17 protein-coding genes are annotated in these 24,539 nt (G+C 61.6%); 5 read left to right on the top strand and 12 right to left on the bottom strand.

Features of this window, described 5'->3' with window-relative positions; translation table 11 throughout:
• The first annotated feature begins 1 nt into the window (after window position 1).
• Window positions 2–424 (top strand): DoxX family protein, encoded by a 423-nt coding sequence (locus AC3RCP_RS21320; protein ID WP_007932743.1) that lies wholly within the window; start codon window positions 2–4, stop codon window positions 422–424.
• A gap of 190 nt (window positions 425–614) precedes the next feature.
• Here AC3RCP_RS21320 and AC3RCP_RS21325 read toward each other — a convergent pair whose 3' ends face one another.
• Complete coding sequence (locus AC3RCP_RS21325; RefSeq protein WP_492570923.1) at window positions 615–1,085, bottom strand: Lrp/AsnC family transcriptional regulator; 471 nt, start codon at window positions 1,083–1,085, stop codon at window positions 615–617.
• A 154-nt stretch (window positions 1,086–1,239) separates the two neighbouring features.
• Between AC3RCP_RS21325 and AC3RCP_RS21330 the strand changes: the two genes are divergently transcribed.
• Both AC3RCP_RS21330 and AC3RCP_RS21335 read left to right on the top strand, forming a co-directional pair.
• Window positions 1,240–1,602, top strand: coding sequence for a hypothetical protein (locus AC3RCP_RS21330; protein ID WP_492570922.1), 363 nt, complete (start codon window positions 1,240–1,242; stop codon window positions 1,600–1,602).
• Window positions 1,599–2,759 (top strand): MFS transporter, encoded by a 1,161-nt coding sequence (locus AC3RCP_RS21335; protein ID WP_087091688.1) that lies wholly within the window; start codon window positions 1,599–1,601, stop codon window positions 2,757–2,759. Before AC3RCP_RS21330 ends, AC3RCP_RS21335 begins: the two co-directional genes overlap by 4 nt.
• A gap of 455 nt (window positions 2,760–3,214) precedes the next feature.
• Here the strand turns inward: AC3RCP_RS21335 and AC3RCP_RS21340 are convergent, their stop codons facing one another.
• From AC3RCP_RS21340 to AC3RCP_RS21355, 4 genes are all read right to left on the bottom strand, one after another.
• Window positions 3,215–5,662, bottom strand: coding sequence for a TonB-dependent siderophore receptor (locus AC3RCP_RS21340; RefSeq protein ID WP_492570921.1), 2,448 nt, complete (start codon window positions 5,660–5,662; stop codon window positions 3,215–3,217).
• 96 nt (window positions 5,663–5,758) lie between these two features.
• Window positions 5,759–6,742: a FecR family protein gene (locus AC3RCP_RS21345; protein ID WP_492570920.1), complete on the bottom strand. Its 984-nt coding sequence runs from the start codon at window positions 6,740–6,742 to the stop codon at window positions 5,759–5,761.
• Between the two features lie 43 nt (window positions 6,743–6,785).
• Window positions 6,786–7,277 carry a sigma-70 family RNA polymerase sigma factor gene (locus AC3RCP_RS21350; RefSeq protein WP_457241928.1) on the bottom strand — a complete coding sequence of 164 codons (492 nt, stop codon included), beginning with the start codon at window positions 7,275–7,277 and terminating at the stop codon, window positions 6,786–6,788.
• The gene (locus AC3RCP_RS21355) at window positions 7,274–7,489 is read right to left on the bottom strand and encodes a hypothetical protein (protein WP_492570919.1); all 216 of its coding nucleotides are present in this window, start codon (window positions 7,487–7,489) and stop codon (window positions 7,274–7,276) included. Before AC3RCP_RS21355 ends, AC3RCP_RS21350 begins: the two co-directional genes overlap by 4 nt.
• 128 nt (window positions 7,490–7,617) lie before the next feature.
• Between AC3RCP_RS21355 and AC3RCP_RS21360 the strand changes: the two genes are divergently transcribed.
• On the top strand, window positions 7,618–9,117 hold the full coding sequence (locus tag AC3RCP_RS21360; protein WP_492570918.1) for a P-loop ATPase, Sll1717 family: 1,500 nt from the start codon (window positions 7,618–7,620) through the stop codon (window positions 9,115–9,117).
• Between the two features lie 686 nt (window positions 9,118–9,803).
• Here AC3RCP_RS21360 and AC3RCP_RS21365 read toward each other — a convergent pair.
• Window positions 9,804–10,001, bottom strand: a complete 198-nt coding sequence (locus AC3RCP_RS21365; protein WP_492573216.1) for a DUF6124 family protein — start codon at window positions 9,999–10,001, stop codon at window positions 9,804–9,806.
• Between the two features lie 429 nt (window positions 10,002–10,430).
• Between AC3RCP_RS21365 and AC3RCP_RS21370 the strand changes: the two genes are divergently transcribed.
• On the top strand, window positions 10,431–10,916 hold the full coding sequence (locus tag AC3RCP_RS21370) for a hypothetical protein (RefSeq protein ID WP_274300164.1): 486 nt from the start codon (window positions 10,431–10,433) through the stop codon (window positions 10,914–10,916).
• A gap of 80 nt (window positions 10,917–10,996) precedes the next feature.
• On the opposite strand, the gene AC3RCP_RS21375 is transcribed toward AC3RCP_RS21370, so the two are convergent.
• The 6 genes from AC3RCP_RS21375 to AC3RCP_RS21400 form a co-directional block, all read right to left on the bottom strand.
• Window positions 10,997–11,263, bottom strand: a complete 267-nt coding sequence (locus AC3RCP_RS21375) for a bacteriocin immunity protein (protein ID WP_274300163.1) — start codon at window positions 11,261–11,263, stop codon at window positions 10,997–10,999.
• A gap of 378 nt (window positions 11,264–11,641) precedes the next feature.
• Window positions 11,642–18,181, bottom strand: a complete 6,540-nt coding sequence (locus AC3RCP_RS21380) for an SPM autocatalytic domain-containing protein (RefSeq protein ID WP_492570917.1) — start codon at window positions 18,179–18,181, stop codon at window positions 11,642–11,644.
• A 149-nt stretch (window positions 18,182–18,330) separates the two neighbouring features.
• Window positions 18,331–18,945 (bottom strand): hypothetical protein, encoded by a 615-nt coding sequence (locus AC3RCP_RS21385; RefSeq protein WP_492570916.1) that lies wholly within the window; start codon window positions 18,943–18,945, stop codon window positions 18,331–18,333.
• Between the two features lie 72 nt (window positions 18,946–19,017).
• Window positions 19,018–20,445 carry an HlyD family type I secretion periplasmic adaptor subunit gene (locus tag AC3RCP_RS21390; RefSeq protein WP_492570915.1) on the bottom strand — a complete coding sequence of 476 codons (1,428 nt, stop codon included), beginning with the start codon at window positions 20,443–20,445 and terminating at the stop codon, window positions 19,018–19,020.
• A gap of 92 nt (window positions 20,446–20,537) precedes the next feature.
• Window positions 20,538–22,676, bottom strand: a complete 2,139-nt coding sequence (locus tag AC3RCP_RS21395; protein WP_492570914.1) for a type I secretion system permease/ATPase — start codon at window positions 22,674–22,676, stop codon at window positions 20,538–20,540.
• 132 nt (window positions 22,677–22,808) lie between these two features.
• Window positions 22,809–24,221, bottom strand: coding sequence for a TolC family outer membrane protein (locus AC3RCP_RS21400; protein ID WP_492570913.1), 1,413 nt, complete (start codon window positions 24,219–24,221; stop codon window positions 22,809–22,811).
• Between the last annotated feature and the right edge of the window lie 318 nt (window positions 24,222–24,539).

The raw sequence follows: 24,539 nt of genomic DNA on the forward strand, positions 1-24,539 counted from the left end.
CATGTCCACACTGACCAACAGCCTGTCCACTACCTCGAACAGCAACGCCAGCATCAGCCTGATCGGGCGCGTCCTGCTCAGCGCCATTTTCATCCTTTCCGGCTTCTCGAAAATCGCCGCGCCGGCCGCCATGGTCGGCTACATCCAATCGGTCGGCCTGCCCTTCCCGCAACTGGCCCTGGGCATCGCCATCGCCGTGGAACTGGGTGGCGGCCTGCTGCTGATCGCCGGCTACCGCACCCGCCTGGTTGCCCTGGGCCTGGCCGTGTTCAGCGTGGCCACCGCCCTGGCCTTCCACAACAACCTGGGCGACCAGAACCAATTCATCCACTTCTTCAAGAACATCGCCATGGCCGGCGGCCTGCTGCAAGTGGTGGCCTTCGGCGCCGGTCGCTTCAGCCTGGATGCCCGTCGCCAGGGCTGATCGGCCTCCCCACGACAACACGGCGCCCAAGGGCGCCGCGTTGTCGTTTTGTTTCGTGACAAGAGCCCCTTGCCCACCTTAAGACATACAAGCGAGCTTGCTCGCGATAAAAATCCCGCATGCACCGCCATGTCTTTCAGCCTGGCGGCTGATCGCGAGCAAGCTCGCTCCTACAGGGAATTAAGGTGTTTCAAGGGGTGGTCGGCACATCCAGCCCGACCTTGACCCGACTCATGGCCACCAGGGTCTTGAAGCGCTTGACGTTGTTGTTCTCGAAGAACAGCTCACGAGTCAGTTCGTTGTACTGGGCCATGTTGCGCACGGTGAAGATCAGCACAAAATCGCACTCGCCCGCCACGTAGTAGCACTGCTGCACCTGCGGGCAGGCCTGGAAGCTGCGCTTGAGCGCATCGAGCTGATCGATGCGTTCGCTCTCCACCTCCACCTCGACAATGATGCTCAGCTCATAGCCCAGGGCCTCGGGAGCGATGACCGCGCTGTAGCGTTCGATCACCCCTTCATCGCTCAGGCGCTTGAGGCGCCGGTTGACCGCCGCGGTGGACAGGTTCACCCGCAACCCCAGCTCGCTTTGCGGGGTGCGCGCATCGCGTTGCAGTTCGGCGAGCAGTTTCAGGTCGTAGGTATCCAGGCTGGTGGTCATGCGGGCAATCCATGGGCGGGCAATCAGTGGTGGGCAATCAATGGAATGAAATTGTGCAAAGGCTGGCGATTATGCGAAACAAATTCGCCAGCCACGCAATATTATTTCCAGGGCTGCGAGCCGGGGCCTGGCCAGTGGCGCGCTGGGCTCGTCGATGGCTGACCCGGCCTGGCGCTTCCTGCAACCTTCGAACGATTGCCTGGTCACACTCCCCGACGCGCTCACCGCCGGCGCCATGCGCCAGCTGGCCACCGGCAGCGCCCGGGACATTCCCCTGCTGGCCGGCGAATCCGCTGCCGCGGGCCTCGCGGGACTGAGCCTGATGTGCAAGGATGGCGCGCGGCGCAAAGTCGCGCACCTCGACGCCCACTCGCGCGTCCTGCTTATCCACACCGAAGGCGCCATGTCGCCGGCGGTGTATCAACAACGGGTCGGTGAAACGGCCGGCCCGGTCCTCCAGCGGCAACCGCCGATTGCCCGACAGGCGCCTGGAGCTGACCGCCAAGGATTTTTATGACAGCCCTCAACACCCACACCTCAGAGCAACAGATCAGCCCCGGCCGCCTGGAACAGATGGCCACGCGCATCGCCTTTTTCATCGCCGGTTTCGGCATCGCCGCCTGGGCGCCGCTGGTGCCCTACGCCAAGGCCCGGGCCGGGCTCGATGAAGGCACCCTGGGCCTGTTGCTGCTGTGCCTGGGCGTGGGTTCGATCCTGGCGATGCCGATCGCCGGGGTGCTTGCCGGGCGCTTCGGTTGCCGGCGGGTGATGGCCGCCGGCAGCCTGCTGATCTGCCTGGCCCTGCCGCTGCTGGCCACGGTAAGCACGGTGCCGCTGCTGATCGCCGGGCTGTTCATGTTCGGCGCCGGGCTGGGCACGGTGGATTCCACGGTGAACCTGCAGGCGGTGATCGTCGAACGGGCCAGCGGCCGGCCGATGATGTCGGGCTTCCATGGTCTGTTCAGCCTCGGCGGCATCGTCGGCGCGGCCGGGGTCAGCGCCATGCTCGGCCTGGGCCTGTCGCCGCTGGGCGCGACCCTGGTGGTGGTGGCCTTGCTGATCATCGCCCTGCTCAAGGCGGCGCCGCACATGTTGCCGTACGGCAGCCAGAGTTCGGGCCCGGCCTTTGCCGTGCCCCACGGCGTGGTGCTGTTCATTGGCTGCCTGTGCTTCGTGGTGTTCCTCGCCGAAGGCGCGGTGCTGGACTGGAGCGCGGTGTTCCTCAGCGCCGAGCGCCAGGTGGATGCCGCCTATGCCGGCCTGGGTTACGCGGCCTTCGCCCTGACCATGACCGTCGGCCGCCTGACCGGCGATGCCATCGTGCACAAGCTGGGGGCCACGCGGGTGATCGTCATGGGCGGCTCGGTGGCCGCCGCGGGCCTGCTGCTGGCGACCCTGGCACCGGCCTGGGAAGCCGCGCTGGTGGGTTACGCGCTGGTGGGCGTCGGCTGCTCGAACATCGTGCCGGTGCTGTACACCGCGGTGGGCAAACAGACCGTCATGCCCGAAGCCATCGCCGTACCGGCCATCACCACCCTGGGGTACGCCGGCATCCTCGCCGGCCCGGCGCTGATCGGCTTTATCGCCCATGGCAGCAGCCTGAGCATCGCCTTCGGCCTGATCGCGGTGATGCTGATTGGCGTGGCGGCCAGCGGCAAAGTGTTGAAGGTCTGAGCCCTTTCGCGGGCCATCGTTTTCGAGATCGCAGGAAGGCCCTGCGGGCCTTTTCGCAGCCTGCGGCAGCGGCTACACAAGCATCGGGGCTGACAGGAATATCGAGGGCGTCACCGCTCCCTGTAGCCGCTGCCGAGCCCGCGAGGCTGCGATAGACCCGCAGGGTCTCCAGCGCCCGCAAGATCCCCGCGAGCGTGCCGCTCGATCGCAGCCTGCGGCAGCGGCTACACAAACATCGGGCCTGACCAGAATATCGAGGATGTCCCCCATCCCTGTAGCCGCTGCCGAGCCTGCGAGGCTGCGATAGACCCGCAGGGTCTCCAGCGCCCGCAAGATCTCCACGAGCGTGCCGCTCGATCGCAGCCTGCGGCAGCGGCTACAGGGGTTTGCGCCGGGCATAAAAATCGCGGGTAAGCCTCGCTTCTGCTTGCCCGCGATGGGCGCGACGCGGTCGGTCAGAAGCCGACGCTGGCCTGGACGAAGAAGGTCCGTGGCGCGCCGACGTAGATGCCGGAGTTGTTGTCGCTGGAGCGGGTGAAGTACTGCTTGTCGAAGAGGTTCTTCACCCCGGCGCCGAGCTTGAGGTTCGACAGCTGGGAACCGAAGTCATAACCGCCACGCACGTTCCAGGTGACGTAGCCCGGCATATCACCGTACTGGCCGTCGGCGCTGCCTTCGGTGATGTAGTTGTCGTTGAAGCTGCCGTCGGCGTTGACCATGCTGCCCGGCGAGCGCTGCTTGGACTGGGCGAAGGCATCGATGTTGTAGGTCCAGCGGTTGATGTCGTAACGCAGGCCGAGCGTCGCGACCTGCCGCGAATAGAACGGCAGGTCGCGATCCTTGAACGCCGAGCTGCCCCCTTCATAGGTCGCGCGGGTGTAGGTGAAACCGGCGTTGGCGGTCAGGCCGTCGAGGCGCGGGTCCAGCGCGGCCAGGTCGTAGTGCACCGATGCCTCGATCCCTTGGTGCTTGGTCGCGCCGAGGTTGGTCCAGCCGACATCGTTGCTGATGTATTGCAGCTCGTCCGAGAAGTCGATGTAGAACGCCGTCAGCTCACCGCCCCACACCTCATCGTTGTAGCGCGTACCGATCTCGTAGGTCTTGGCCTTCTCCGGATTCAGGCCGTTGGCGGTCTGGTCGCCCACGCCGCCCTGGCCCAGCTGGAAGTACTGCAGGCTGCCGAACGACGTCTCGTAGTTGGCGAACAGCTTCCACGCATCGGAGAGGTGGTACATCACGCTCAGCGCCGGCAGCGGCTCGTTGCTGTTGATCTCGCGGCGCTTCTCCTGCACCGGCACGCCATTGGTACCGGCCACCGGGCGGTCGTGCCATTCGGTGCGGATGTTCTCGAAGCGGATCCCCGGGGTGATGGTCCAGTTGCCGACGTCGATCTTGTCGTCGATGTAGAAGGCGGTGGCCTCGGTGCCGCCGGTGCGGTCCTGGTACACATGGCCGTCGGAGCCCGGGCGCACCACCGGCTGGTTGTTGACCAGGGCCAGGCGGCTGGCTTCTTCGTGCATGCCTTCTTTCAGGTAGCGCATGCCGACGCTGGCTTCCTGGGTGGTCGGGCCGAGGTCGAACACATGGGACACCCGCGGCTCGATGCCGAAGGTGTAGTAGGTGCGCGGATAGGACACCAGGGTCTTCTGGTCGCGGGCGGCGATGGTGCTGCCACGGAAGCTGTCGGAGTAGTAGGTCAGCACTTCGAACTGGGTGCGGTCGTCGATCTGGCGCAGGTACTTGAACGACACATCCTTGCGGCGGCCGCTGAAGTTGTCCCAGTCGCGGTCCGACTGATAGGGGTCGGCGTCGTACTGCTTCTGGGTCAGGCCGCCGGGCATGTCGGCCTTGGCGTCGTAGTAGTGGAAGTTGAGGCTGAAATCGTCCTGGTCGGTGGGCGCCCAATGGGTCTTGAGGATCACGTCGTCGATGTCGTTGCCGTTGTTGCTGGCGCGATAACCGTTGCCGTTGACCCCGGAGTACAGCAGCGCGGCGCCGATGCCGTTGTCCGCGGTGCCGCCGAGGAAGGCCGTGTCGATGTGCTTCCAGCCGCCGCGCTGGGAGGTTTCCAGGGTGCTGCCGATTTCCCCGGTGGCTTTTTCCGGGATGGCCCGGGTCACGAAGTTGATCACCCCGCCGACGTTCTGCGGCCCATAACGCACGGAACCGGCGCCACGCACCACGTCGATGCTGTCGAGGTTGCCCGAGGAGATCGGCGCCATCGACAACTGTGGCTGGCCATAAGGGGCGAAGGCCGCCGGCACGCCGTCGATCAGCACCGTGGAGCGCGGCGACAGGCGCGACGTCAGGCCGCGCACGCCGACGTTGAGGGAAATATCGCTGCCGCCGGTGCCGTTGGCGTCCTGCACCTGCACGCCCGGGACCCGACGCAGTACGTCGCCGACGTTCATCGCGCCCTGCTCGAGCATGGCTTCACGGCGGATCACCGTACGCGCGCCCGGGTGGTTCTGCACCACCGCCGCGTTGGCGTCGCCCAGCCAGTCACCCACCACGCTGATGCTGGTGGCGCCCAGTTCCAGAGGACCGCCACCCGCCGCCGACGGCGCCGGGCTGAGGGTCACCGAGCCACCGTCGATCTGGTATTGCAGGCCGCTGCCTTGCAGCAACTGGCGCAACGCTTGCTCCGGCGACAGCTTGCCGTCCACGGCCGGGGCCTGCTTGCCGGCCACCAGCTCAGGGCTGAAAAACACCTGCAGCAAGGTTTGCAGCCCCAGCTGGCTCAGGGCCTGGCCCAACGGCTGGGCCTGGATATGGATAGCGCTCGGCGCCTGCTCGGCATGGGCCTGGGGCAGCGCGGCACTGACCGCCAGGGCCAGGGCCAGCGGCAGCCAGCGGGTGGAAGGCGAGCAAGGATTGTTGTTATTCAGGTCGAGGCGTTTCAAGTTCGAGCAGTCCTGTTGATCGCAAGAAGATGCGTCTGTTAATGCAAACCAGTTGCAGTTGGACAAGAAGACGAAGAACTCGAAAAAAACCTGAATCTATCGCGCAATTATTTCCTGGCTACCGTCGGCGTGGGTCTTCACCGCCACCGGCAGGATGCTCGGCAAGGCCTTGAGCAGCGCGTCGGTGTCGTCGGCCTTGAACACACTGGTCAGGCGCAACCTGCCCACCGCCTCGCTGCCGACCCGCAGCGGCTGGGCGCGATAACGCGACACCTCGGCGGCCACCTCGTTGAGGCTGGCGTTGTTGAACACCAGCTTGCCACTGCGCCAGGCGGTCAGCGCCTGGGGATCCACCGCGTAGGCCGCGGCCACTTGGCCCCGGGCATCGACTGCGGTGCCCAGGCCCGCGGTCAGGTTGACGAAGTCGCTGTCGGCGGCATCGCGCCCCTGCACCCGCACGGTGCCCTGCTCCACCGCCACCCGGGTCTGGGCAGCATCGCGGCGCACATCGAAGCGCGTGCCGGTGACCGTGACCTTGCCGGGCCCGGCCGCCACCACAAAGGGCCGGCTGCTGTCGTGCTCGACACTGAACATTGCCTCGCCTTCGCTCAACTCGACGCTGCGCAGGCCTTGTTCATAACGCACCCGCAAGCGACTGCGGCTGTTCAGGTCCACCTGGGAACCATCGGGCAAGGCCACATGGCGGCGCTCGCCCGGGGCCGTGGCGAACTCGGCGCTGTACCCGGCAGGCTGGTTCAGGCCGCTGAACAACCCCAGGCCCACGGCCACCGCCAGCACACTGGCCGCCACCGCATAACGCAACAACGAGCGACGCCTGATGCTCGGGCTCGGGGTTGCGCATAGCGCCTGCAAACGCGCCTTGGGCACCCGATCCGTGGCCGCCCACAGGGTGTGCAGCAGCTGGAATTCATCCCGATGCGCCTCGTGCTGCGCCAGCCAGGCGTCGAAACGCTGCCGCTCCTCGGCATCGATCGCCGGTTCTTGCAGGCGCACAAACCACAGCGCCGCCTCATCGCGAACCGTCGCCTGCCCGCACGCGCACTCACGAGTCTGCGTCATGGAACATCCTGTTGGGCTGGGGGTGAAACAGTCATGGCATTCATCAGCGCGGCCCGTCCACGCGCTCGCGCAGATGCCGCAGGGTGCGGATCATATACTTTTCCACCATGTTTTTTGACAGCCCCAGGCGCTCGGCAATCTCGGCCTGGGTCAGGCCTTCGAGCTTCTGCCAGACAAACACCTTGCGGCAGTTCAACGGCAACTCGCCAAGGGCCCGTTCGATGGAATCAGCCAGCTGGATCGCATGCATGAAATGCTCCGGGTCGCCGCTGGGCGACGCAACTGGATACACCGCCTCCATGGCGCCGCGCCGATCCTCGCGGCGATAAGCATCCACCGCGATATTACGCGCCGTCTGGTGCAGATACGCCCGCGGCTGCTGCACCGCCGCCGCATCCGCCTCCAGCACCCGGACAAAGGTGTCATGAGCCAGGTCTTCCGCCTGCGAACGGTTCTTCAGCCGACGCGTCCAGGTGCCGATCAACTCTTCGTAGTGCTCGAAAAAGCCTGGGCGGCGGGGAGGCTTGGGGGTCATTGCGGCGTGCTGAGGGTGGGGAGGCGTGAATAGTAATGCTTCTTATTAAAGGCGGCAATTGGTTCAAGCTTGCAATGAGATGAATGCTTGATCAGCTGATTCTTCTCTCCCCCATGAGTCATGATTCGAATTTCCTCAACAGAAAACTCAAGGGGTTGGACACCAGGATGGCTATTTGCTAGCGTCATCAACCAATAGACCATTAAAGACATGCATTTTTGCTCTTCCAACGCTCTGCCAAAATAGTTCGCCGAGAAGCTTATCATAATAATAATTAATTATAACAAACAACTCTAGCTCAACCATAAACCTTACAAAAACCAATATCAAGGACGTAAAAATGAGCGCTTCACCCCCTACTCAAAACAGTAAGAATATTTCAAATTCAAAGCGCAGCGATCTAATTAATCCAGAACTATTTGGAAACGAAGCTGGCGACGACGAAGACCTCGAAGTATTAAATAGTTACTTTTTAGGCAAGCCAGAGTTTGAGCGATTTTATTCAACCAACACTCGGCTTTCATTCGTCAGATCAAGGAAAGGTGTGGGAAAGTCAGCCTTACTAAAACAGACAATGTATCTACAACAAGAAAAGAAGACAGGAGACATATTAATATATGTCAAAGCTGCAGACCTAATAGCCATGCAAGATGTAAAGTCAAGCTCACCCGATGAATTACTCTATGGCTGGCAACAACGAATCTGCTCACAAATAAACTTAGAATTGGGAGCAGCATTACAATTTGGATTTACCGATGATTCAATGCTATTAATTGAGTCAGCAGAGATCGCAGGCTTTAGAAACAGAAACATTGTAAGTGCTTTATTTTACAGGCTTAAAATAAAAGGCTTGGGGGCTGAAATCGAACGTACAAGACTTAAAGCAACTGACTCTCACGCCGTACTTCAACGAGTACTTGAAAACAAAGATGTAACCGTATGGCTATTTGTTGATGATGTAGACGCTACTTTTGTCAACACTGAACATGAACGTCTTAAGGCAAGCACATTCTTCAGCGCATGCCGAAACCTAATAAGCTCTGTGAAAGGTCTTTGCATTCGTGCGTCTGTCAGAAGTGATGTATGGTCCGTACTGGCCCAACATGATGAAGCACTAGACAAATGTGAACAGTACATGCTTGACTTGGCCTGGAGTACAACAGAAACAGGGCGAATTTTAGAAAATAAAATTAGCAGCTATTTCTCTCGTTATTATAGTGACGACCCAAAATTCACATCCTTACGCCCTGAAACTGATGGAGCGAAGATTCGAAAGATCATATTCAAGGAGCCATTTCATTGGTCTGGCCGGCCATTAGATTCCTTCAGACCAATTCATATTTTGTCAGCCGGACGACCTAGATGGGCAGCTCAATTATGCAAACTCGCCGGTCGTGACGCATATGACAAAGCCTACTCCCACATTTCTATGGGACACATCAAAGAAGTTCTAAGAACATACGGAAAATTCCGTGTTAGCGACCTATACAAAGAGCATCGCCATCAATGCCCGATGTTGCAGGAAATTATTGAGTCTTTCAGTGGCGGAGTCTATCGCTTCACCACCAATCAGTTAACCAATCACATAACAGATAAAGTAATCAAACGGATCGGCATCCCTGCAATTGATGGAATAAGCGCTGAAAAAGGAGCTCTATCTGTAGCACACTTCCTTTTCAGATGTGGCTTTATTGCAGCCCGAGATGAAACTAACGTTACAGGTTTGGGCTTCATACGCCACGAGGAACGACCAAACCTACTTACCTCCAACGTCAATCTTGATGATGGAATGTCTTGGGAAGTACACCCAAGCTACAGAGACGTGCTAAGAATAAAATAACTAAACTTACCCACATAAAAATACAAATATCAACATCACAAAACACCAGCGGACCCCATGGGGTCCGCCTCCCCATGAAATCCCCCATCACAACAGCCAATCATTACCATAAAAAACAAGCCACCTACTATTCAATTACCCCATATCAATCAAATGCAAAAACACCACCATCTTAAAAACAAAATATCTAAAAATACCGTTCACATCCCTCAAGCACCTCACCACCTCCTACCAGAGTTAATATGCACATTTCGTCCGTCGAACCTGTTCTCTTCAACCGTAACAACGCAAAACCGGCCTCTAAACCAACCCTCCCCTAAGGTCTATCGCTAAAAAAACGACATGCACGAGGAGGTCTACATTACTTATGCGCTCGCCTCCCTCCCACTCGTATCAATGAGACATCTGCCCCTAGCGGCTCCAGCGAAGCGCGATAAGTAGCAGGCGCTGGCAGCTCAGGCCAGGCAGCCCATCGTATCAGCGGTGTTCTGGGCGATGGCCGGGCCGAGCCGGTTTCTTTTTCATTGGCATACATGCACCTTTTTCATAAGTTATTGCCCGAACACAAAACTTCTGACAGTCCCCTCTAGGCCAACAACCGACAAACAGCAACTTACAGAAATTTTCTGCTAGCACACTCAACTCTCTATAAAAAAGAGCCCCGCATCCGCGAGGCTCTTTAATAACTACCTACGCCCACTCCCCTCTTCCCTCGCCAACACCGCCTCCACTAGCACCTGCGTCATCTCGATCAAGCGCACGCCTGCCAGTACCACCTTGCGGCTCGTCACAAGCATATCGTCGATAGATTGATAAGTGGCGCTTGCTGCGGACTCGAGGATTTCGCAAGCGTTGCTCAGGGCTTCTTCGGTACTCAGGTGTATCTAGGGCTTACCTACCCGTTAGCACCACGCGAACTAAGGTAGCGAGCACAACAAAGGGGATCGAGCGCTCCCCAGGCAAATCTGAAACAGCCTCAGATTTCGACCCAAATCAGCTACTCCCACAGCTCTCTGACAACCATCACTCAGGATGGGCAGTAGGCGAAAATATTCCGCAACAACATACCGTTCGGCCGGCCAGGCCCAAGAGAGTTCGGCACTTCATTTATCGGCTGTGCACGTTCATATCGTCCAACCAGAGTTGGTCAGTCAGGCCTGTTAAGCGGATCAATGTGCGCCACGGATTTACACTCCCGATACAACTGCCCGAACACAACTCCATAGTCATCGCAGTTACGAGGGCTGCTAGATAATATCAAAGTGACAGCTATCGTTAGTAACGCAGCTCATGTCCATCACCTCGGAGGCATCATGGCAACGTCACCATATCTGAAGGACTCATCCCGACTGGGCGATGTGATCGCCGCGATTCAAGTGATGTCGGTGTACAAGTTCTATAAGTTGTCGTTCGAAGAATGGGCTGATCGAATATCAGCAGATAAAAACGACTCCGAAAAATGGAAAACCATTTTCATTGAACACCCTGAATTCTTTCGCCTGGACGGCGCCAGGGAAAAGGCTTCCTTGGTGTGGCGCCGGCAGTTTCCCCGCCGATACGATGTAGATGCTGAGCGAGTGCTGAGCCTGGAGGATTATCAAAAGCTCGACGCTTCGAAAAAAAGTACTCGAGTCTCCCGACTACCTTTACCCTCCTCAGATATCAAGGCGCTTGTGGATACCGCGGTGAATCTCCACTCACGAGCACTTGAACATCAGAAGGACAAACGTTGGTGGACCGCACTTGCCGGCGCTATTGGTGCGTTGATTGGCTCACTACTCGGGAAACTCATCCCCTGAGCACCAGATTCCGGATAGGTAGAGGCAAGTCCTTTGGACCTGTCTCTTATCGGCTTCGTTAAGATCCCTGGATCGAGACATCACCGTTTGAACCCAGGCAACCCATTAGCCGCGCGCCAGGCTTTTACCTCATTCAGAACAGCCTCAGGACTATCCTCTATGCCGTTCTGGTCCGGGTAATAAATGAGTCCGTAACCGGCGGGGTGCCTTGTGATTGCTTCGAAATGAGCGGCTAGCCTGCTCAGGTATTTTTCGAGCTTGGCCCCCTCGAGATTGTTGGTCTCACTGAAGAACTCGTTGATGAGCTGCAGGAACTCATTCTCGGTGTAATCCTCAATCCGGGACATCCCCACTCATCCAGGTCGTTTCCTGTTTCCCCCAAGAAGACTTCGTCACTGGCATGCCCAGCGCGAAGTCTCCCAAGCTGGCGAATCGCCCCCGCCCTGGAAACCTGGAAAACTCTTAGATTAACGTTGATAGGTCTGAATGACCTGTAGTCTGGACTCCATTCCAGCCGGGGCCTGTCCGGTCGCGAGAGGTGCTGACGATGCGGCCATTGAGTGGGTCGATATGGGAAATGTCGGCGACCTGGCGGCAGCCCCGTTGCAGGACTTCAACACCGGTTTTATCGAGACAGGGGAATGAGAAAAGAACCGCTCCCGAACGAGAGCGGCAAAAGCCCGCGACAAGCATCGCGGGCCCTGTTACCGGTCAAGCTTGCGCGGTCACGTCCAGTTGGCCGCCAGCACAGGTTGCAAGGCCTGTTGCTCGGCCGCGCCGAAGGTCATGGTCGCCGGTGCTGCCGGCGCGAACGCCGCCATGGCCTGGACCAGGTTTTCCACATCGTTGCCCAGCAAGCGGTGACGGTCGCCGGTCATGATGTCCCGTGGACGCTCGGGGGTCGCGGCGTACCAGTTGTGCAGCGTGACCTCCTGCTGGCTGCCGATCACCGAGATCTGCAGGTCCTGCCCTTCATGCTGGAACCACAGGCGTTCGGGGCTGATGTCCTGGCCGAACACCAGCTGGCCCATGCTGCCGCTGAACTCGAGGTCGTTGACCCCGTGCCCGACTTCCACGGTGGGCATGCTGCCGCTGACCAGCACCTTGTTGTTGCCATCGCCCAGCTTCACCGTGGCGAAGGAGCCGCTGTCGGTGATGCTGTTGTTGCCATGGCCGACCGTGAGCTTGTTGATGTCGCCGGCGATCACGTTGTTGCCGTTGCCCAGGGTGATCTCGGCGCGGCTGCCCGTCACGTTAACCTTGTTGTCACCGTTGCCGGCCACCAGCTTGGCGCTCGACGCCTCGACGTTGATGGTCTTGCTTTCGTCGCCCAAGGTGACGTTGGCGAAGAAGCCCTTGACCGTCATGGTGTTGGGATCGCTGGCCACGGGCGCGGGATCGACGCTCGGCAACGGGCTCAACGTGAGCGGGTCGCGCGACGAGCTGGTCACCGGGTCCACGGTGGTGGGCGTTGGACGCGAACGGATTCTGTCGCGGATCGACGCGAACGAGAAATCCTCGGTGTCAGTCACCGATGGCACCGGATCATCGAACTTGAACCGCGGGTCCGACGCCGTCGGGAAATCGGGCACAGTAACCCGCGGGCGACTCACAATATCCAGGTCGCGATGGCTGGTATCGACCACCGGGATATCGGGAATCACAATCGGCCGCGGGCTCGGCACATCCACCGGCGTGCGTCCCCCTTGATCGCGCCCGACCGGGCCGATATCCGGCAGCTTCGACGGCTGCAGCGAACCGATGCCGCGCTCGGCGAGAATCTGCTCGATCGTCTTGCGCTCGGGAACCGTCGGCCCCTGATTGCCGCCACGCTCGGCCAGGATCTGGTCGATGGTCTTGTGTTCCGGCACTTTCGGATTCAGGTCGACACCGCGTTCGGCGAGGATCTGCTCGATCGTCTTGTGTTCCGGCAGGGTGATGTCCGGGATGGTCACCGAAGGTTGCAGCACCGGATCGACCACTGGAACGCTGACGGTCGGATGCAGATCGACAGGCGGCAGCGGCGGCACCACGACAGGCTTGTCGACACCAGGACGCTCGACAATTGGCGTCAGCGTACCCGGTACAGTCACCGTCGGCTGTTCCACCGGAGCCACCACCGGGCCGACTGGCGCCACCACCTGCGGTGCATGCTCGGCGAAGATGAAGTCCGAGGCGCTGACCTGCGCCACATCCAGCGCATCCAGGTACAGCAGGTTGACGTTCGAGTCGGCGCCCTGGGCGCCGGTACGCGTCACATACACCCCGTGAATCTGCGTCAGGCCGTTGAGGGTCGCGCGATTCTTGTGCTCGATGGTCAGCTGGCTGAAATCGGTCACTCCGGTCTGGCGCAGGTCGATCTTGTCGATGCCATGACGGAAGCCGCGCAGGGCGTTGTTGTAGTCCTTGACGCCCGACTGGGCCGCCACCACGAACACATCCGAAGTCGCGCTGTCATGGCTGTAGATCGTACCGCTCAACGAAGCGACCATCTTGCCCTGGGCGTCGCTGCTGTACATCACGCCCTTGCCGCCGCCGTTGAGCAGCACGGTGCCCAGGCCTTCCTGCGGCTGGACCGCCGAGGCGTCGCTGTTGACGTAGGCCGTCGGGGCGACAAAGGTGTCCTGGAACTTGAAGTTCGCCGCGCCGATCCCGGCCAGCGACTGGTTCTTCAGGACAATGCTCTGGCCCTTGGCCAGGTCGATCTTGACGTCCGCACCTTGCTGGCTGAGCACCAGGTCGGTGAACTTCTTCCCGGCAAACCCCACCAGGTCGATGATCTCGCCACGGGCAGCCTCGAAGTGGCTGATGACATCGCTGCCGCCATCGCGGCGATGGACCACGAAGAAGTCCTTGCCCGCGCCCCCCGTCAGGCTGTTGTTGCCACGCCCACCGTCGAGCAAGGCATCGGCATTGCCAGCCACCAGCACATCGTTGCCGTCGCCGGTGACGATGTTCTGAATGCTCGCCGGATTTTTCACCGTCAACGCCGCGCCGCCGAGGCTGGCGACACCGGTCAGCAGGTTGATCGAGCTATCCCCCGAAACGGCCGCCGCGTTGAGGGTATTGCGCCCGCCCGCGACACCGTTGACCGCGTCGTCCAGGACGCCACGGTTGGCATGCCCGACCACCGACTTGAGGTATTCGTCGGTGTAGAAGTAGGTGTCGTCCGGGGTGCTCTTGCTGCCGTACAAACGCAGCGACCAGGCATTGAGCGTGACCGGCAGGCCGGAAGCCGAATCGCTCACCTGCAAGGTCCAGTTGCCCGCCGAGCGCTCGCCGAAGTCATGGGTCGTCATGAAGGTGTATTTGAACGATCCCGACTGCGTGCTGCCAAGGTCCGTGGCGCTCGCCCCCGGCATGCCGTCCGGCACCTTGCCCTGGCGGTTGAGCAGGATGCTCTGGGTACCGTCGGGCGAGATCAGCTTGAGCGTCAGGTCGCCAAGGCGGCCCACCTGGGCGTCAAAGTCGATCTCGACGTGCTCGACATTCAGGCCGGCATTCATGGCGATGGACGTGCTCAGCGTGCCCCCCGCCACCAGGTTCTTGCCCAGGGCGCCGCTGGAGGCGCTGTAGACATACTCGTTGGCGCCGGTGCTCTGGGTCATCCAGGCTTCGGCCAAGCGCACCGCGGCCCGCGCATCGACTTCGCCGAAGCCGTAGTCGTTACTGGTATGCATGCCGCCGCCGTTCCAATTGTGGGCGGCGTTGTCGCTCCACTGGCTGGACGGATCGTTGATCTTGCGCGCCGACAACGCGAGGATCTGCTGCACGTCGCGGTAGCCCAGGTTCGGGTTGGCCTCGAGCATCAGCGCGACGATGCCGGAGACGATCGGCGCGGCAAAGCTGGTGCCCTGCATGCTGGTGTAGTCGTTGCCGAAGGTCGAGCCACGGTCGGTTTCCAGCATATGGCTGGTGGACACCACGTTGCTGCCCGGCGCCGACACCAGCAGGCTGGCGCCCGGGTTGGAGAACGGCGAGGAGCCGATCTGCAGGGTCGACAAGTCGCCCTGGGCATTGATCGCGCCGACTTCCACCGAGAAGCGGTTGTTGTTGGTCAAGGAGCCCTGGGCATTGCCGCCGGTTGCACGGCTGTTGCCGCCGGCCGCGACAATGATCGTGCCCAGGCCACCGCGACCGTTACTCGCGGCGTACTGGGCATTCATGCTCAGCGCCGTGGCGGTGTTGACGAAACCGTCCTGAAAGCTGCTGAGGGCGAAATCGTTGGTGAAGCCCCAGCTGTTGTTGGCTATGTCGAAGCTGACCATGTGTCCCAGCCCGGCGAGGTCGGCGCCGCTGTTGGCCAGGTAATAGCCGCCCAGCGTCGCGCCGTAGGCCACCCCTACCCCGCCCGTGCCATTCTTGGCCGCGACCATCACCCCCGCCACCATGGTGGCGTGGTTGGACACCAGGCCCGGCAAGCTGCCGTTGCTCTGCTGGGTCTGCAGCCAGGCCTGGTCAACGTTGGCGGCCAGGTCCGGGTGGGCGATGTCGAAGATCTCGGGCGCGGTGGCGAACTGGCCGCCCGGCTCGAACTGGCCGATGCGCACGCCCTTGCCGGTGTAGTCCTGCCAGACCGGCAGCACATTGGTATCGCTGAGGTACCACTCCTGGGCCGCCAACGGGTCCAGCGGCACTTCCGGCGTCAGCAAGGTCACCCCGGCGCGCATCGGCGCGGTCTGCCCGCTGCTCAGGTCCACCACCGAAGCCGACAGGTTGCCGGCGGCATCGACCACGCCGTACTTGAAGCTGAGCAGGCCGGTGTAGCGGGCATCCGGAGTGAAGAGCACGTCGCCCTGGGCCGTGAGGCTGACAGAGCCGCCAACCGCGTCGCCGACGTTGGCGATGCGCAGCGCGCCCTGGCTGTTGAGGTGTTGATCGTTGGCCAGCAGGCTCTGTGCGGCAATCAGGTGAGGCTGGGTCCGGTTGAAGGCCTTGCCGTCCTTATCGAGGCTCAGCACGTCGGCCACCGGCATGGCGTTGGGGGTCTGCAGATCGACCGCCGAGATATCCGAGAAATTCAGCTTCTGGATGTTTTTCAGGGTCACCGTACCGTCGCGCCCGGCGACCTTGTCGGCCACTTCATAGCCGCTGGCGGTGCGGGTGATGCGGTAGTCGCCATGGTTGCCATGCAGCGTCACCAGGTTGATCCCGCCGTCGCCGTCGATGGTTGCGTTGCCGTGGCCGACTTCGATCACGTCATTGCCCGCGCCGCCGAAAATCCGGTCGGCGCCGCCACCGGCGTGAATGATGCTGCCGCCTTCGGCGGCGTAGATCACGTCGCCCTGGGGCCCGGCGTAGATCACCGCCTTGCCGCTGCCGCCGATGATGGTGTTGTGGCCGCTGCCGCCAACCAGCACGTCGCTGCCGCCACCGCCCACCAGGGTCGAGTTGCCGGAGCCGCCCTTGATGAAGGCGCTGCCGTTGCCGCCGCTGATCAGGGTGTCGTCGCCGCTGCCACCCTGGGCGATGGTCAGGCCGGCCTGGGCCATGTTCAACACCACGCCTTTGTCGCCGACGACGATCGCCGTATCGTGGCCGCCGTTGCCGTGGAGGTTCTTCATGTCATCCGAGGCGCTGACCACAAACACATCGTCGCCCTTGCCGCCGACATAGGTGTTGCTGCCGCCGCCACCCACCAGCCAGCCACCGGCCGGCGCGGCGATCAGCGTGTCGTTGCCGCTGCCGCCGTACAGGTTGCCCACGCCCAGCTGCGCGGCGTCCAGGGTTTCGCCCGTGGTGCTCTGGCTGGCATAGGCGGTGGTGGTGATGCCGTTGCTGGTCGAGGTCACCTTGGTGCCCGCGCCCTGGGCGCTCAAGGTGTTGCTGACCGGGTCACCGAGGAAATCCACCGCCAGCGCTTCCTGGCTCTTGCCGTTGATGGTGAAGGAACCGGTGGCGAGCACCCGGTTGCCGTCCCGCACTTCGGTTTGAGTGGACGCCGCGGCCCGCACGTTGATCTGGGTGATGCCCAGCTCGGCCAGGGTCTTGAGTTCGCCGGCATCGACTTTCGCGTCATGGGTGCCGTCGACCCAGACCCGCAGCTTGCTCCAGATCGGATCACGCTGATCGATCACGCCGTCCTTGTTGCCATCCTCGCTGGCCAGGGCGGCAAAACCGTCCTTGAACTTCGCCTCGCCCGCCGCGCCATTCACGCCGGCCTTGCCGCCGTAGTACTCGGAGAACATCTGGCTGACGTCCTTGATCTGGCCGCTGCCATCGTCGATCACCAGCATGCCGGTGCTGCGATCGGCCCAGCCGCTGCGCTTGAGCGTGCCGCTGTGGTCGGTGTCGAACAGCACGCCGTCACGGATGTCGGTCATGTGCACGCCGTTGCCGGTCAGGTCCAGCAGCAGCGGATCGACGTAGGTGTTGAAGGTGGTCATGGCCGACAGACCGTTCAGGGTCACGGCATTGCGCAGGCTGAAGTCCGGCTTGGTGCTGTCCGGAGTCTGGTAGAAATTCGACAGGTAGGTGTTGGGCCGGGCGTTGAGGTCGAGCTGCATCTCACCAGGACGAATACCGCCCGAGGCCAGGCTGGCCATCTGGGTCGAGGTGAAGTCGGTTTTGTTGAGGATGCCACCGACGGCAAAGATATTGTGCGTCGCGGCGTTCTGGATATAACCGTTGGCGACGTCCTGCTGGGCTTTGCTTTCTCCCTGGATGTGTTGTTGGGGTTGGGGGGATGGGTTGATCGTGATATTGATCAGGTCCTTTTCCGGCGTTGCCCCTGTGCCACCTTCGAACAGCCGGTAGCGGTTATCCGCCATGAAGCTGTTGAGTTCGCGCCAGAGCTTCCAGGTTGGGCTGGCATCGAGCACCGAATCCCTGTTGATCACCCGCTCGAGGCCGGCCATGTTGGACACCATGGAGCTCATGATATTGAGCGCAGTCTCGGTCTTGGTCGCCCCCGAAACCTCGATGAAGTCACGGCCCATGCCAAAAGGCGGCGGCAGCATATCGGCAATCGCACCGGGCCATTGCCAGGCTTCCAGCTTCAGCTCCTTGACCATGCCTTTGGTTTCAAGAACCGTGACGATGTTGGCCGAGGTCACACCGCCGCCTTTCAGCACATTGCTGATGGTATCGATGGCAAGTTTGTCGGAGACAACCTGGAAGGCGTCATCACTGAGTGGGCGCCCGGTTTTCGCTACCGAGTACTGGATCGACCCGCGAACCAGATCGGTCAGAAAGTTGCTGCGATCATTCGAGTTGATGGCTTTGGCCGTCGTCAACCACGTCGCTACCGCCTGCAGGTCGGCCATGTCCTCGGGCCTGTTACCTTTGGCAATTTCACCCGCGACCACATCGCGTATATAGCCATAGGCTCCCGGATAATCTTTCTTATCCGAGAGACGCTGCAATTCTTGTAACTGTGCTTCATTAAAGGTTACCAGTGCCACGCTCTATTTCCTTATTTCACTATTACCTTACCGAGGGCACCGAGAACAAAATCGTCCACTGCCCTTACATCCGTAAGTTCCTTTGGGTATTGGTAGAAAACCCATAATCCGCTGCCATACAGGCGGTTCGCCCGGACCGTCGCCACATAGTCCGAGACATACACCGAGACACCGTCTTTCCCTGTGAACTTGCGCTCCTGGAAACCACCGACCTCATAACCCTCGACCCCATCCGCCAGCGCCACGGGATGCTTCCCGCGCAGGTGCCTGTCGGCGTCGAAGCCTTCCATGGAGATACGCTCGATAAACAAGGCTATCGGGTAACGGCTGCCCTTGGCGTCGTCGCTGACCACCTCTGCCGTTGGATACTCGAGGGTGAATTCGATGCCGCTGCTGCCGTCATAACGCACCAGGCGACAGGCCTGCGGACTCATGGCGAATCGAAAGGCAGGCACGTCGTGCTTGATGGATGAAAACTCACACCCGGTAAAAACACTGCCATCCCCCGTTGAATGAAGTTTCATATTGGGGCTGTCTTGCGTGGTTGGCAGCAAGGAGTACAGAAGCAGCACGACTGCCGCTGCCGCACCAAGCCAATACAGACTTCGACTTACGGATCTGGCCATACCGGTTACTCCCCACACACTGAAAAAATCATTGATGCCTGGCGATACGCCGGGAACTTCACTTCAACCGTCCTAGCGCTCGCGCAGACTCTCATCCACATGCTGTTGCAAGGGGCTCAGGAAGTAGTCGATCACCCGGCGCTGGTCGGTCTTCACTTCCGCGGTGATCGACATGCCCGGCGACAGCGCCACGCGTTGGCCATTGACCATCAGGTGATCGGACTTCAGGCGAATGCGGCTGCTGTAGATCGGTCCGCGCTTCTCATCTTCGATGGCGTCGTTCGAGACATTCAGCACTTCGCCGTCGACGGTGCCGTATTTGGTGAAGGTGAAGGTTTCCACTTTCACCGTGACCGGCTGGCCGGCGCGGACGAAGCCCACGTCCTTGTTTTCCAGCATCGCTTCGACTTCGACCGGCTGGTCGGCGGGCACGATGACCATCAGAGGCTGGGCCGGGGTGACCACGCCGCCGACGGTGTGGATCGCCAGTTGTTGCACGGTGCCGTCCACCGGGGCCTTGAGGCTGGTCAGGGTTTCCTGGTAACGGGCCTTGGCCAGTTCCTGGACCAGGCTCGCGGCTTTCTGATTGGCTTCCTGTTGCAGGTCGAGCATGGCCCGGCGGTTCTGCGCGACCACGCCTTCGCGCCGGCGCCGCGCTTCGGCCTGGGCGGCGGTGGACTGCAAGACACTGGCCTGCTGCACGCTCAGCTGGCGCAGCAGGTCGAGGCGCGCCTGCTCCTTTTCCAGGTACTCGTGGCGCGCCACGTACTGTTGCTCCAGCAACCGCCGGTAGTCCTCGGCCAATTGCGTGGCGATCGGCACCGTTTTCCGCAGGCTGGCCACCTGGGCCTGGGCCGACTGGATTTCGGCGCTGCGCTGGAGGATTTCCGCGTCCACCAGCTCCAGGTTGCTGCGGTACTCCTGGTACTGCCCCTGCAACCAGCGCTGGGCGCTCTGCACCTGCTCCGGGTTGGCGTTGGCGCCGGCGTTGGCAAGCGGGCCGAGCAGCGAGGCCGGTGGCTGTTGCTGGTTGATTGCATCGAGCATGGCCGCGCCACGGGCGCTGTCGACGCGGGCCGCCAGCAGCTCGCTCTGGATCCGCCTGACGTCGGCATCCGCCGCCGTCGGGTCGAGTTCCACCAGCAGCTCGCCGACTTTCACCACCTGGCCGTCACTGACGTGGATCGCCCTGACCACCGCCGTTTCGCTGGACTGAATCAGCTTGGTCTTGCCATTGGGCACGATCTTGCCCGGCGCCACCGCCACCACTTCGATCTTGCCGATAAAGGCCCACAGCAAGGCCAGCACGGCAAAGCCGAGGATGCTCCAGATAAAGATCCGCGGCGCCGGGTGCACGGGGGTGTCCTGCAACTCCAGGGCGGCGGGCAAAAACTGCGCCTCATGGGGCAGGCGCTGCACGCTGTCCATGCTTTTGCGCTGGCGCCAGGCGTGCTGCCAGGCGTCGCGGTAGCGCTGCAATAACGAAGGAGTGGCGCTCATGGGCAATCGGTCCTTGAATCCGGATGGCATCCAGCCCCGCCCCCTGCGGCGAGGGCGTTGGCCGAACAAATAACCTGTGAATCGGGCGCTGTTCAGCCCTGCTGCATGCGGTGCAGACGCGAATAGTGGCCGGCCTGGTGCGCCAGCAGTTCGGCATGGTTGCCCTGCTCGACGATCTGCCCGCGGTCGACCACCAGGATGCGATTGGCATCGCGGACCGCCGACAACCGGTGAGCGATGATGATCACCGTGCGCCCGGCGCAGATGCTTTGCATGTTCTGCTGGATGATCCGTTCGGACTCGTAGTCCAGCGCACTGGTGGCCTCGTCGAAAATCAGGATCCGTGGGTTGCCGATCAAGGCCCGGGCGATGGCGATGCGTTGCCGCTGGCCGCCGGACAGCGAGGTGCCATGTTCCCCGACCATGGTGTCGTAGCCTTCGGGCAACTCCAGGATGAATTCGTGGGCCCCGGCCATGCTGGCGGCATGCATCACCGTTTCCAGCGGCGCGCCCGGATCGCTCAGGGCGATGTTTTCGCGGATGCTGCGGTTGAACAGCATGTTGTCCTGCAACACCACGCCGATCTGCCGGCGCAGCGAGGACACGTCCGCCAGCGCCAGGTCCATGCCGTCCACCAGCACCCGCCCACGCTCGGGCACGTACAGGCGCTGGAGCAAGCGCGTCAGCGTGCTTTTGCCCGAGCCGGAACGCCCCACCACGCCAATCACCTCGCCGGCGGCGATCTGCAGGTTGATCCCACGCAGGATCTCCGAGCCGTCGGCGCGATAACGGAAATGCACCTGGTCGAATTCGATCTGCCCCCTGAGCGGCGGCAAGGCGCTGCGGGTGGCCTGGGAAAGCTCGGTACGGGTGTTGAGGATATCGCCCAGGCGCTGCACGGAAACACCGGTCTGCTGGAAGCTGGTCCACAACTGCGCCAGGCGCATGATCGGGCCGCTGACCCGGCCGGCCAGCATGTTGAAGGCGATCAGTTCGCCCACCGAAAGCTGTCCGTCGATCACCAACCGCGCGCCCAGCCAGAGGGTCGCCACCGTGACCAGCTTGCCGATCAGCGACACGCTCTCGTTGGCGATGGTGGACAAGGTCTGGGTCTTGAACCCGGCCGCGACATAAGCGGCCATCTGGTTGTCCCACTTGCGAATCGCCTGGGGTTCGACGGCCATGGACTTCACCGTGTCGATGCCGTTCACCGTCTCCACCAGGAACGCCTGGTTCTCCGCACCGCGGGTGAAACTGTCCTGCAAGCGGGCGCGCAGCAGCGGGGTGACAAACAGCGAGACCAGCACATACAGCGGCAGCGACAACAGCACCACCAGGGTCAGCCAGCCGCTGTAGTAGAACATCACCAGGACGAACACCAGCGAGAACAGCACGTCCAGCAACAAGGTAATGGCGTTGCCGGTCAGGAAGCTGCGGATGTTCTCCAGCTCACGCACCCTGGCCACCGAATCGCCGACCCGGCGCGCCTGGAAATACGCCAGCGGCAGGTTGATCAGATGACGGAACAAGCGCGAGCCCAGCTCCACATCGATACGGCTGGCGGTATGGGCGAACACGTAGCTGCGCAAGCCGCTCAAGGCCGACTCGAACAGCATGATGCCCAGCAACCCGGCGGCGATGACATCCAGGGTGGTCAGCCCGTGGTGCACCAGCACCTTGTCCATCACCACCTGGAAAAACAACGGCGTCACCAGGGCAAACAGCTGCAGGGCAAAGGACACCAGCAGCACCTCGCCCAGCAACTTGCGGTATTTGACGATGGCGGGAATGAACCAGGTGAAATCGAACCGCGAGGTTTCCTCCGGCAACCCGGCTTCGGAACGCAGCAGCACCAGCTTGCCGGTCCAGCGCGCGGCCAGGGCCTCGAAGGAGATCACCTCAGGCCGGTCCGCACGCGGGTCCTGGATCAGCGCCTGGCCCTGATCCAGCTTGGCGATGATGAAGAATGTGCCGTCGCCATCGGCCGCGATCGCCGGCAATGGCGTGCGCTCCAGGCGCGCGATGGAAGTGCTGACCGACTTGGCCCTGAGCCCCAGCTTGCGGGCGGCGAGCAGCAGTTCGCGCTGGGTGAACGGCTGGTTCTCTGGAGCGAATTCATGGGCCAGTTGCTCGGCGGACGCCGCCACCGAATGAAACCGGGCCAGCATCACCAGACAGACCAGGCCAGTGTCTGGCGTGGGCGACTCGGCGCCCCTTCCTTGTTCGCTCATAAGCTTCCATGCATGCCGCGTTGCGGCCGTAAAGTCCTAATATTTCAAGATGTTATATCAAACAAGAAACAATTAGTATCAATACGACATCATTGATTGAGATTTATTTCACTCAGCTGTATGAGCTGCCCGTCAGAGCGCCTTGCGCTCCTGCGGTGGCAGGAAATCCCGATCGGCGTCGTAGTCTTTCGTCAGGTACATCGCCAGATCGCTCAGGTCCTTCGGGCTCAGGGTTCCCGCCGCCTGCTTGAGCTTGAGGGTGTCGATGATGTAGTCGTAGCGCGCGTTGTTGTACTCACGCACCGCGCTGTACAGCTGACGCTGGGCATTGAGCACATCCGCGGTGTTACGCGAGCCCAGGTCCCGCCCTACCTGATTGGCCTTGACCGAGGCCTGGCCGGAACGAATCGTCTGCCGCCGGGCAATGACCTGCTCGATATCGGAATTCACCGCGCGGTAGAAATTGCGCGTGTTCTGCACCACTTCACGGCGACGGTCCTCGCGCTCGTCTTCACTCTGGGCCAGCCGCTCGGTCGCCTCGCGCACCTGCGAGCGGGTCATGCCGCCGGAGTACAGCGGAATATTCAGCTCCAGGCCGATGCTGCTTTGCGTGACATTGCCCCGATAGCCATCCCGTCCGAAATCGGTGGGGTTGCTGTAGCCGAAGCTGTCGTTTTCACCTTTGCGCCAGGACGCCACCGCATCGACGGTCGGCGCATAACCGGCCTTGCGCTGGCGGTGGGTCTGTTCGGCGGCCAGCACCGCGTAGCTGCTGGCCTGCAACGCCAGGTTCTGGCGCACCGCGCGGCTGACCCATTCGTTGGCATCGTTGGGCACCGGCAGCTCCACCGGCAGTTGATGCTGAATGCCTTCGATCGTCGAATAGTCCTGGCGGGTCAGGCGGGACAAGGCCTCGAAGGCATCGTCGACCTTGCGCTCGGCGAGTTTGCGATTGGCCCCGGCGTTGTCATGGGCGGCCTGGGCGTCGAGCACATCGGTGATGCTCGAGGCACCGTTTTCCAGGCGGGCCTGGGCCTGTTGCTGCTGGCGCTTGAGCGCCGCTTCCTCGGCCTTGGAGGCGGCGAGCAGGTCCAGGGCGCGCAAGGTTTCGAAATAGGCCTGGGCCGTGGTCAGCACCAGCCCCTGCTCCTTCGCGCCCAATTCAAGCTCGGCCTGGGCGGTGCTGGCATGGGCGGCTTCCAGTTGAAACCAGCGATCGGCACGAAACAGCGGCTGGTTGAGATTGGCCTGGAATACCCTGGTGCTGCGCGTGCGGGTCAGGCCGGGCTCATCCCGCTCCAGGCGCACCGACTCCACGGTGCTGCCGGCATTGAGTGTAGGGAGCAAACCGGCCCGGGCCTGGGGGACGCTTTCGCGCTGGGCCTGGTACTCGTGGCGCGCCGCGGACAGCTGGGCGTCATGCTCGACGGCCTGGCGGTAAACCTGCAGCAGCTCGGCACGCTGGGCACCGGGATCGGCGAAAGCCGGCATCGTCGCCATTGCCAGGATGAGCAACGGCGAGAAAAAACGGGGGGAGTGGGTCATAACAATCCATGTCGCATTCGGGTAAAACGGTTCAGCCAGGCTGATCAGGGCGCGCATCCTACGCCGTGACCAAGGCTGTCACAAGCGACAATTATGGCTACTAGCCATCATTTTCTCAGGCCTCGGATCAGATAAAACCGAATCCCCCCCTGGCTTTGGCCTACAAAAAACCAGAATCGTCTTATTTATCGACCAGCTCAAACCCCGCATGCTTCGCCCCCGCAAATCTGCCCAGCACCTGAGCGCAACCTGGTTGTCCAGTCTCTGACCGGGACACGTTGCCGGCTCACACCTGCCCTGACCGCTGCCGCGTTCTCA

Source organism: Pseudomonas sp. GW822-FHT05A08 (genome assembly GCF_058800485.1).

Bases quoted from the DNA above. Each gene is read 5' to 3' on its own strand.
- AC3RCP_RS21330 (WP_492570922.1), top strand. From the start codon at position 1,240: ATGGCTGACCCGGCCTGGCGCTTCCTGCAACCTTCGAACGATTGCCTG.
- AC3RCP_RS21345 (WP_492570920.1), bottom strand. From the start codon at position 6,742: ATGACGCAGACTCGTGAGTGCGCGTGCGGGCAGGCGACGGTTCGCGAT.
- AC3RCP_RS21325 (WP_492570923.1), bottom strand. From the start codon at position 1,085: ATGACCACCAGCCTGGATACCTACGACCTGAAACTGCTCGCCGAACTG.
- AC3RCP_RS21360 (WP_492570918.1), top strand. From the start codon at position 7,618: ATGAGCGCTTCACCCCCTACTCAAAACAGTAAGAATATTTCAAATTCA.
- AC3RCP_RS21390 (WP_492570915.1), bottom strand. From the start codon at position 20,445: ATGAGCGCCACTCCTTCGTTATTGCAGCGCTACCGCGACGCCTGGCAG.
- AC3RCP_RS21400 (WP_492570913.1), bottom strand. From the start codon at position 24,221: ATGACCCACTCCCCCCGTTTTTTCTCGCCGTTGCTCATCCTGGCAATG.
- AC3RCP_RS21320 (WP_007932743.1), top strand. From the start codon at position 2: ATGTCCACACTGACCAACAGCCTGTCCACTACCTCGAACAGCAACGCC.
- AC3RCP_RS21375 (WP_274300163.1), bottom strand. From the start codon at position 11,263: ATGTCCCGGATTGAGGATTACACCGAGAATGAGTTCCTGCAGCTCATC.
- AC3RCP_RS21370 (WP_274300164.1), top strand. From the start codon at position 10,431: ATGGCAACGTCACCATATCTGAAGGACTCATCCCGACTGGGCGATGTG.
- AC3RCP_RS21395 (WP_492570914.1), bottom strand. From the start codon at position 22,676: ATGAGCGAACAAGGAAGGGGCGCCGAGTCGCCCACGCCAGACACTGGC.
- AC3RCP_RS21385 (WP_492570916.1), bottom strand. From the start codon at position 18,945: ATGGCCAGATCCGTAAGTCGAAGTCTGTATTGGCTTGGTGCGGCAGCG.
- AC3RCP_RS21380 (WP_492570917.1), bottom strand. From the start codon at position 18,181: ATGGCCGACCTGCAGGCGGTAGCGACGTGGTTGACGACGGCCAAAGCC.
- AC3RCP_RS21335 (WP_087091688.1), top strand. From the start codon at position 1,599: ATGACAGCCCTCAACACCCACACCTCAGAGCAACAGATCAGCCCCGGC.
- AC3RCP_RS21350 (WP_457241928.1), bottom strand. From the start codon at position 7,277: ATGACCCCCAAGCCTCCCCGCCGCCCAGGCTTTTTCGAGCACTACGAA.
- AC3RCP_RS21355 (WP_492570919.1), bottom strand. From the start codon at position 7,489: ATGTCTTTAATGGTCTATTGGTTGATGACGCTAGCAAATAGCCATCCT.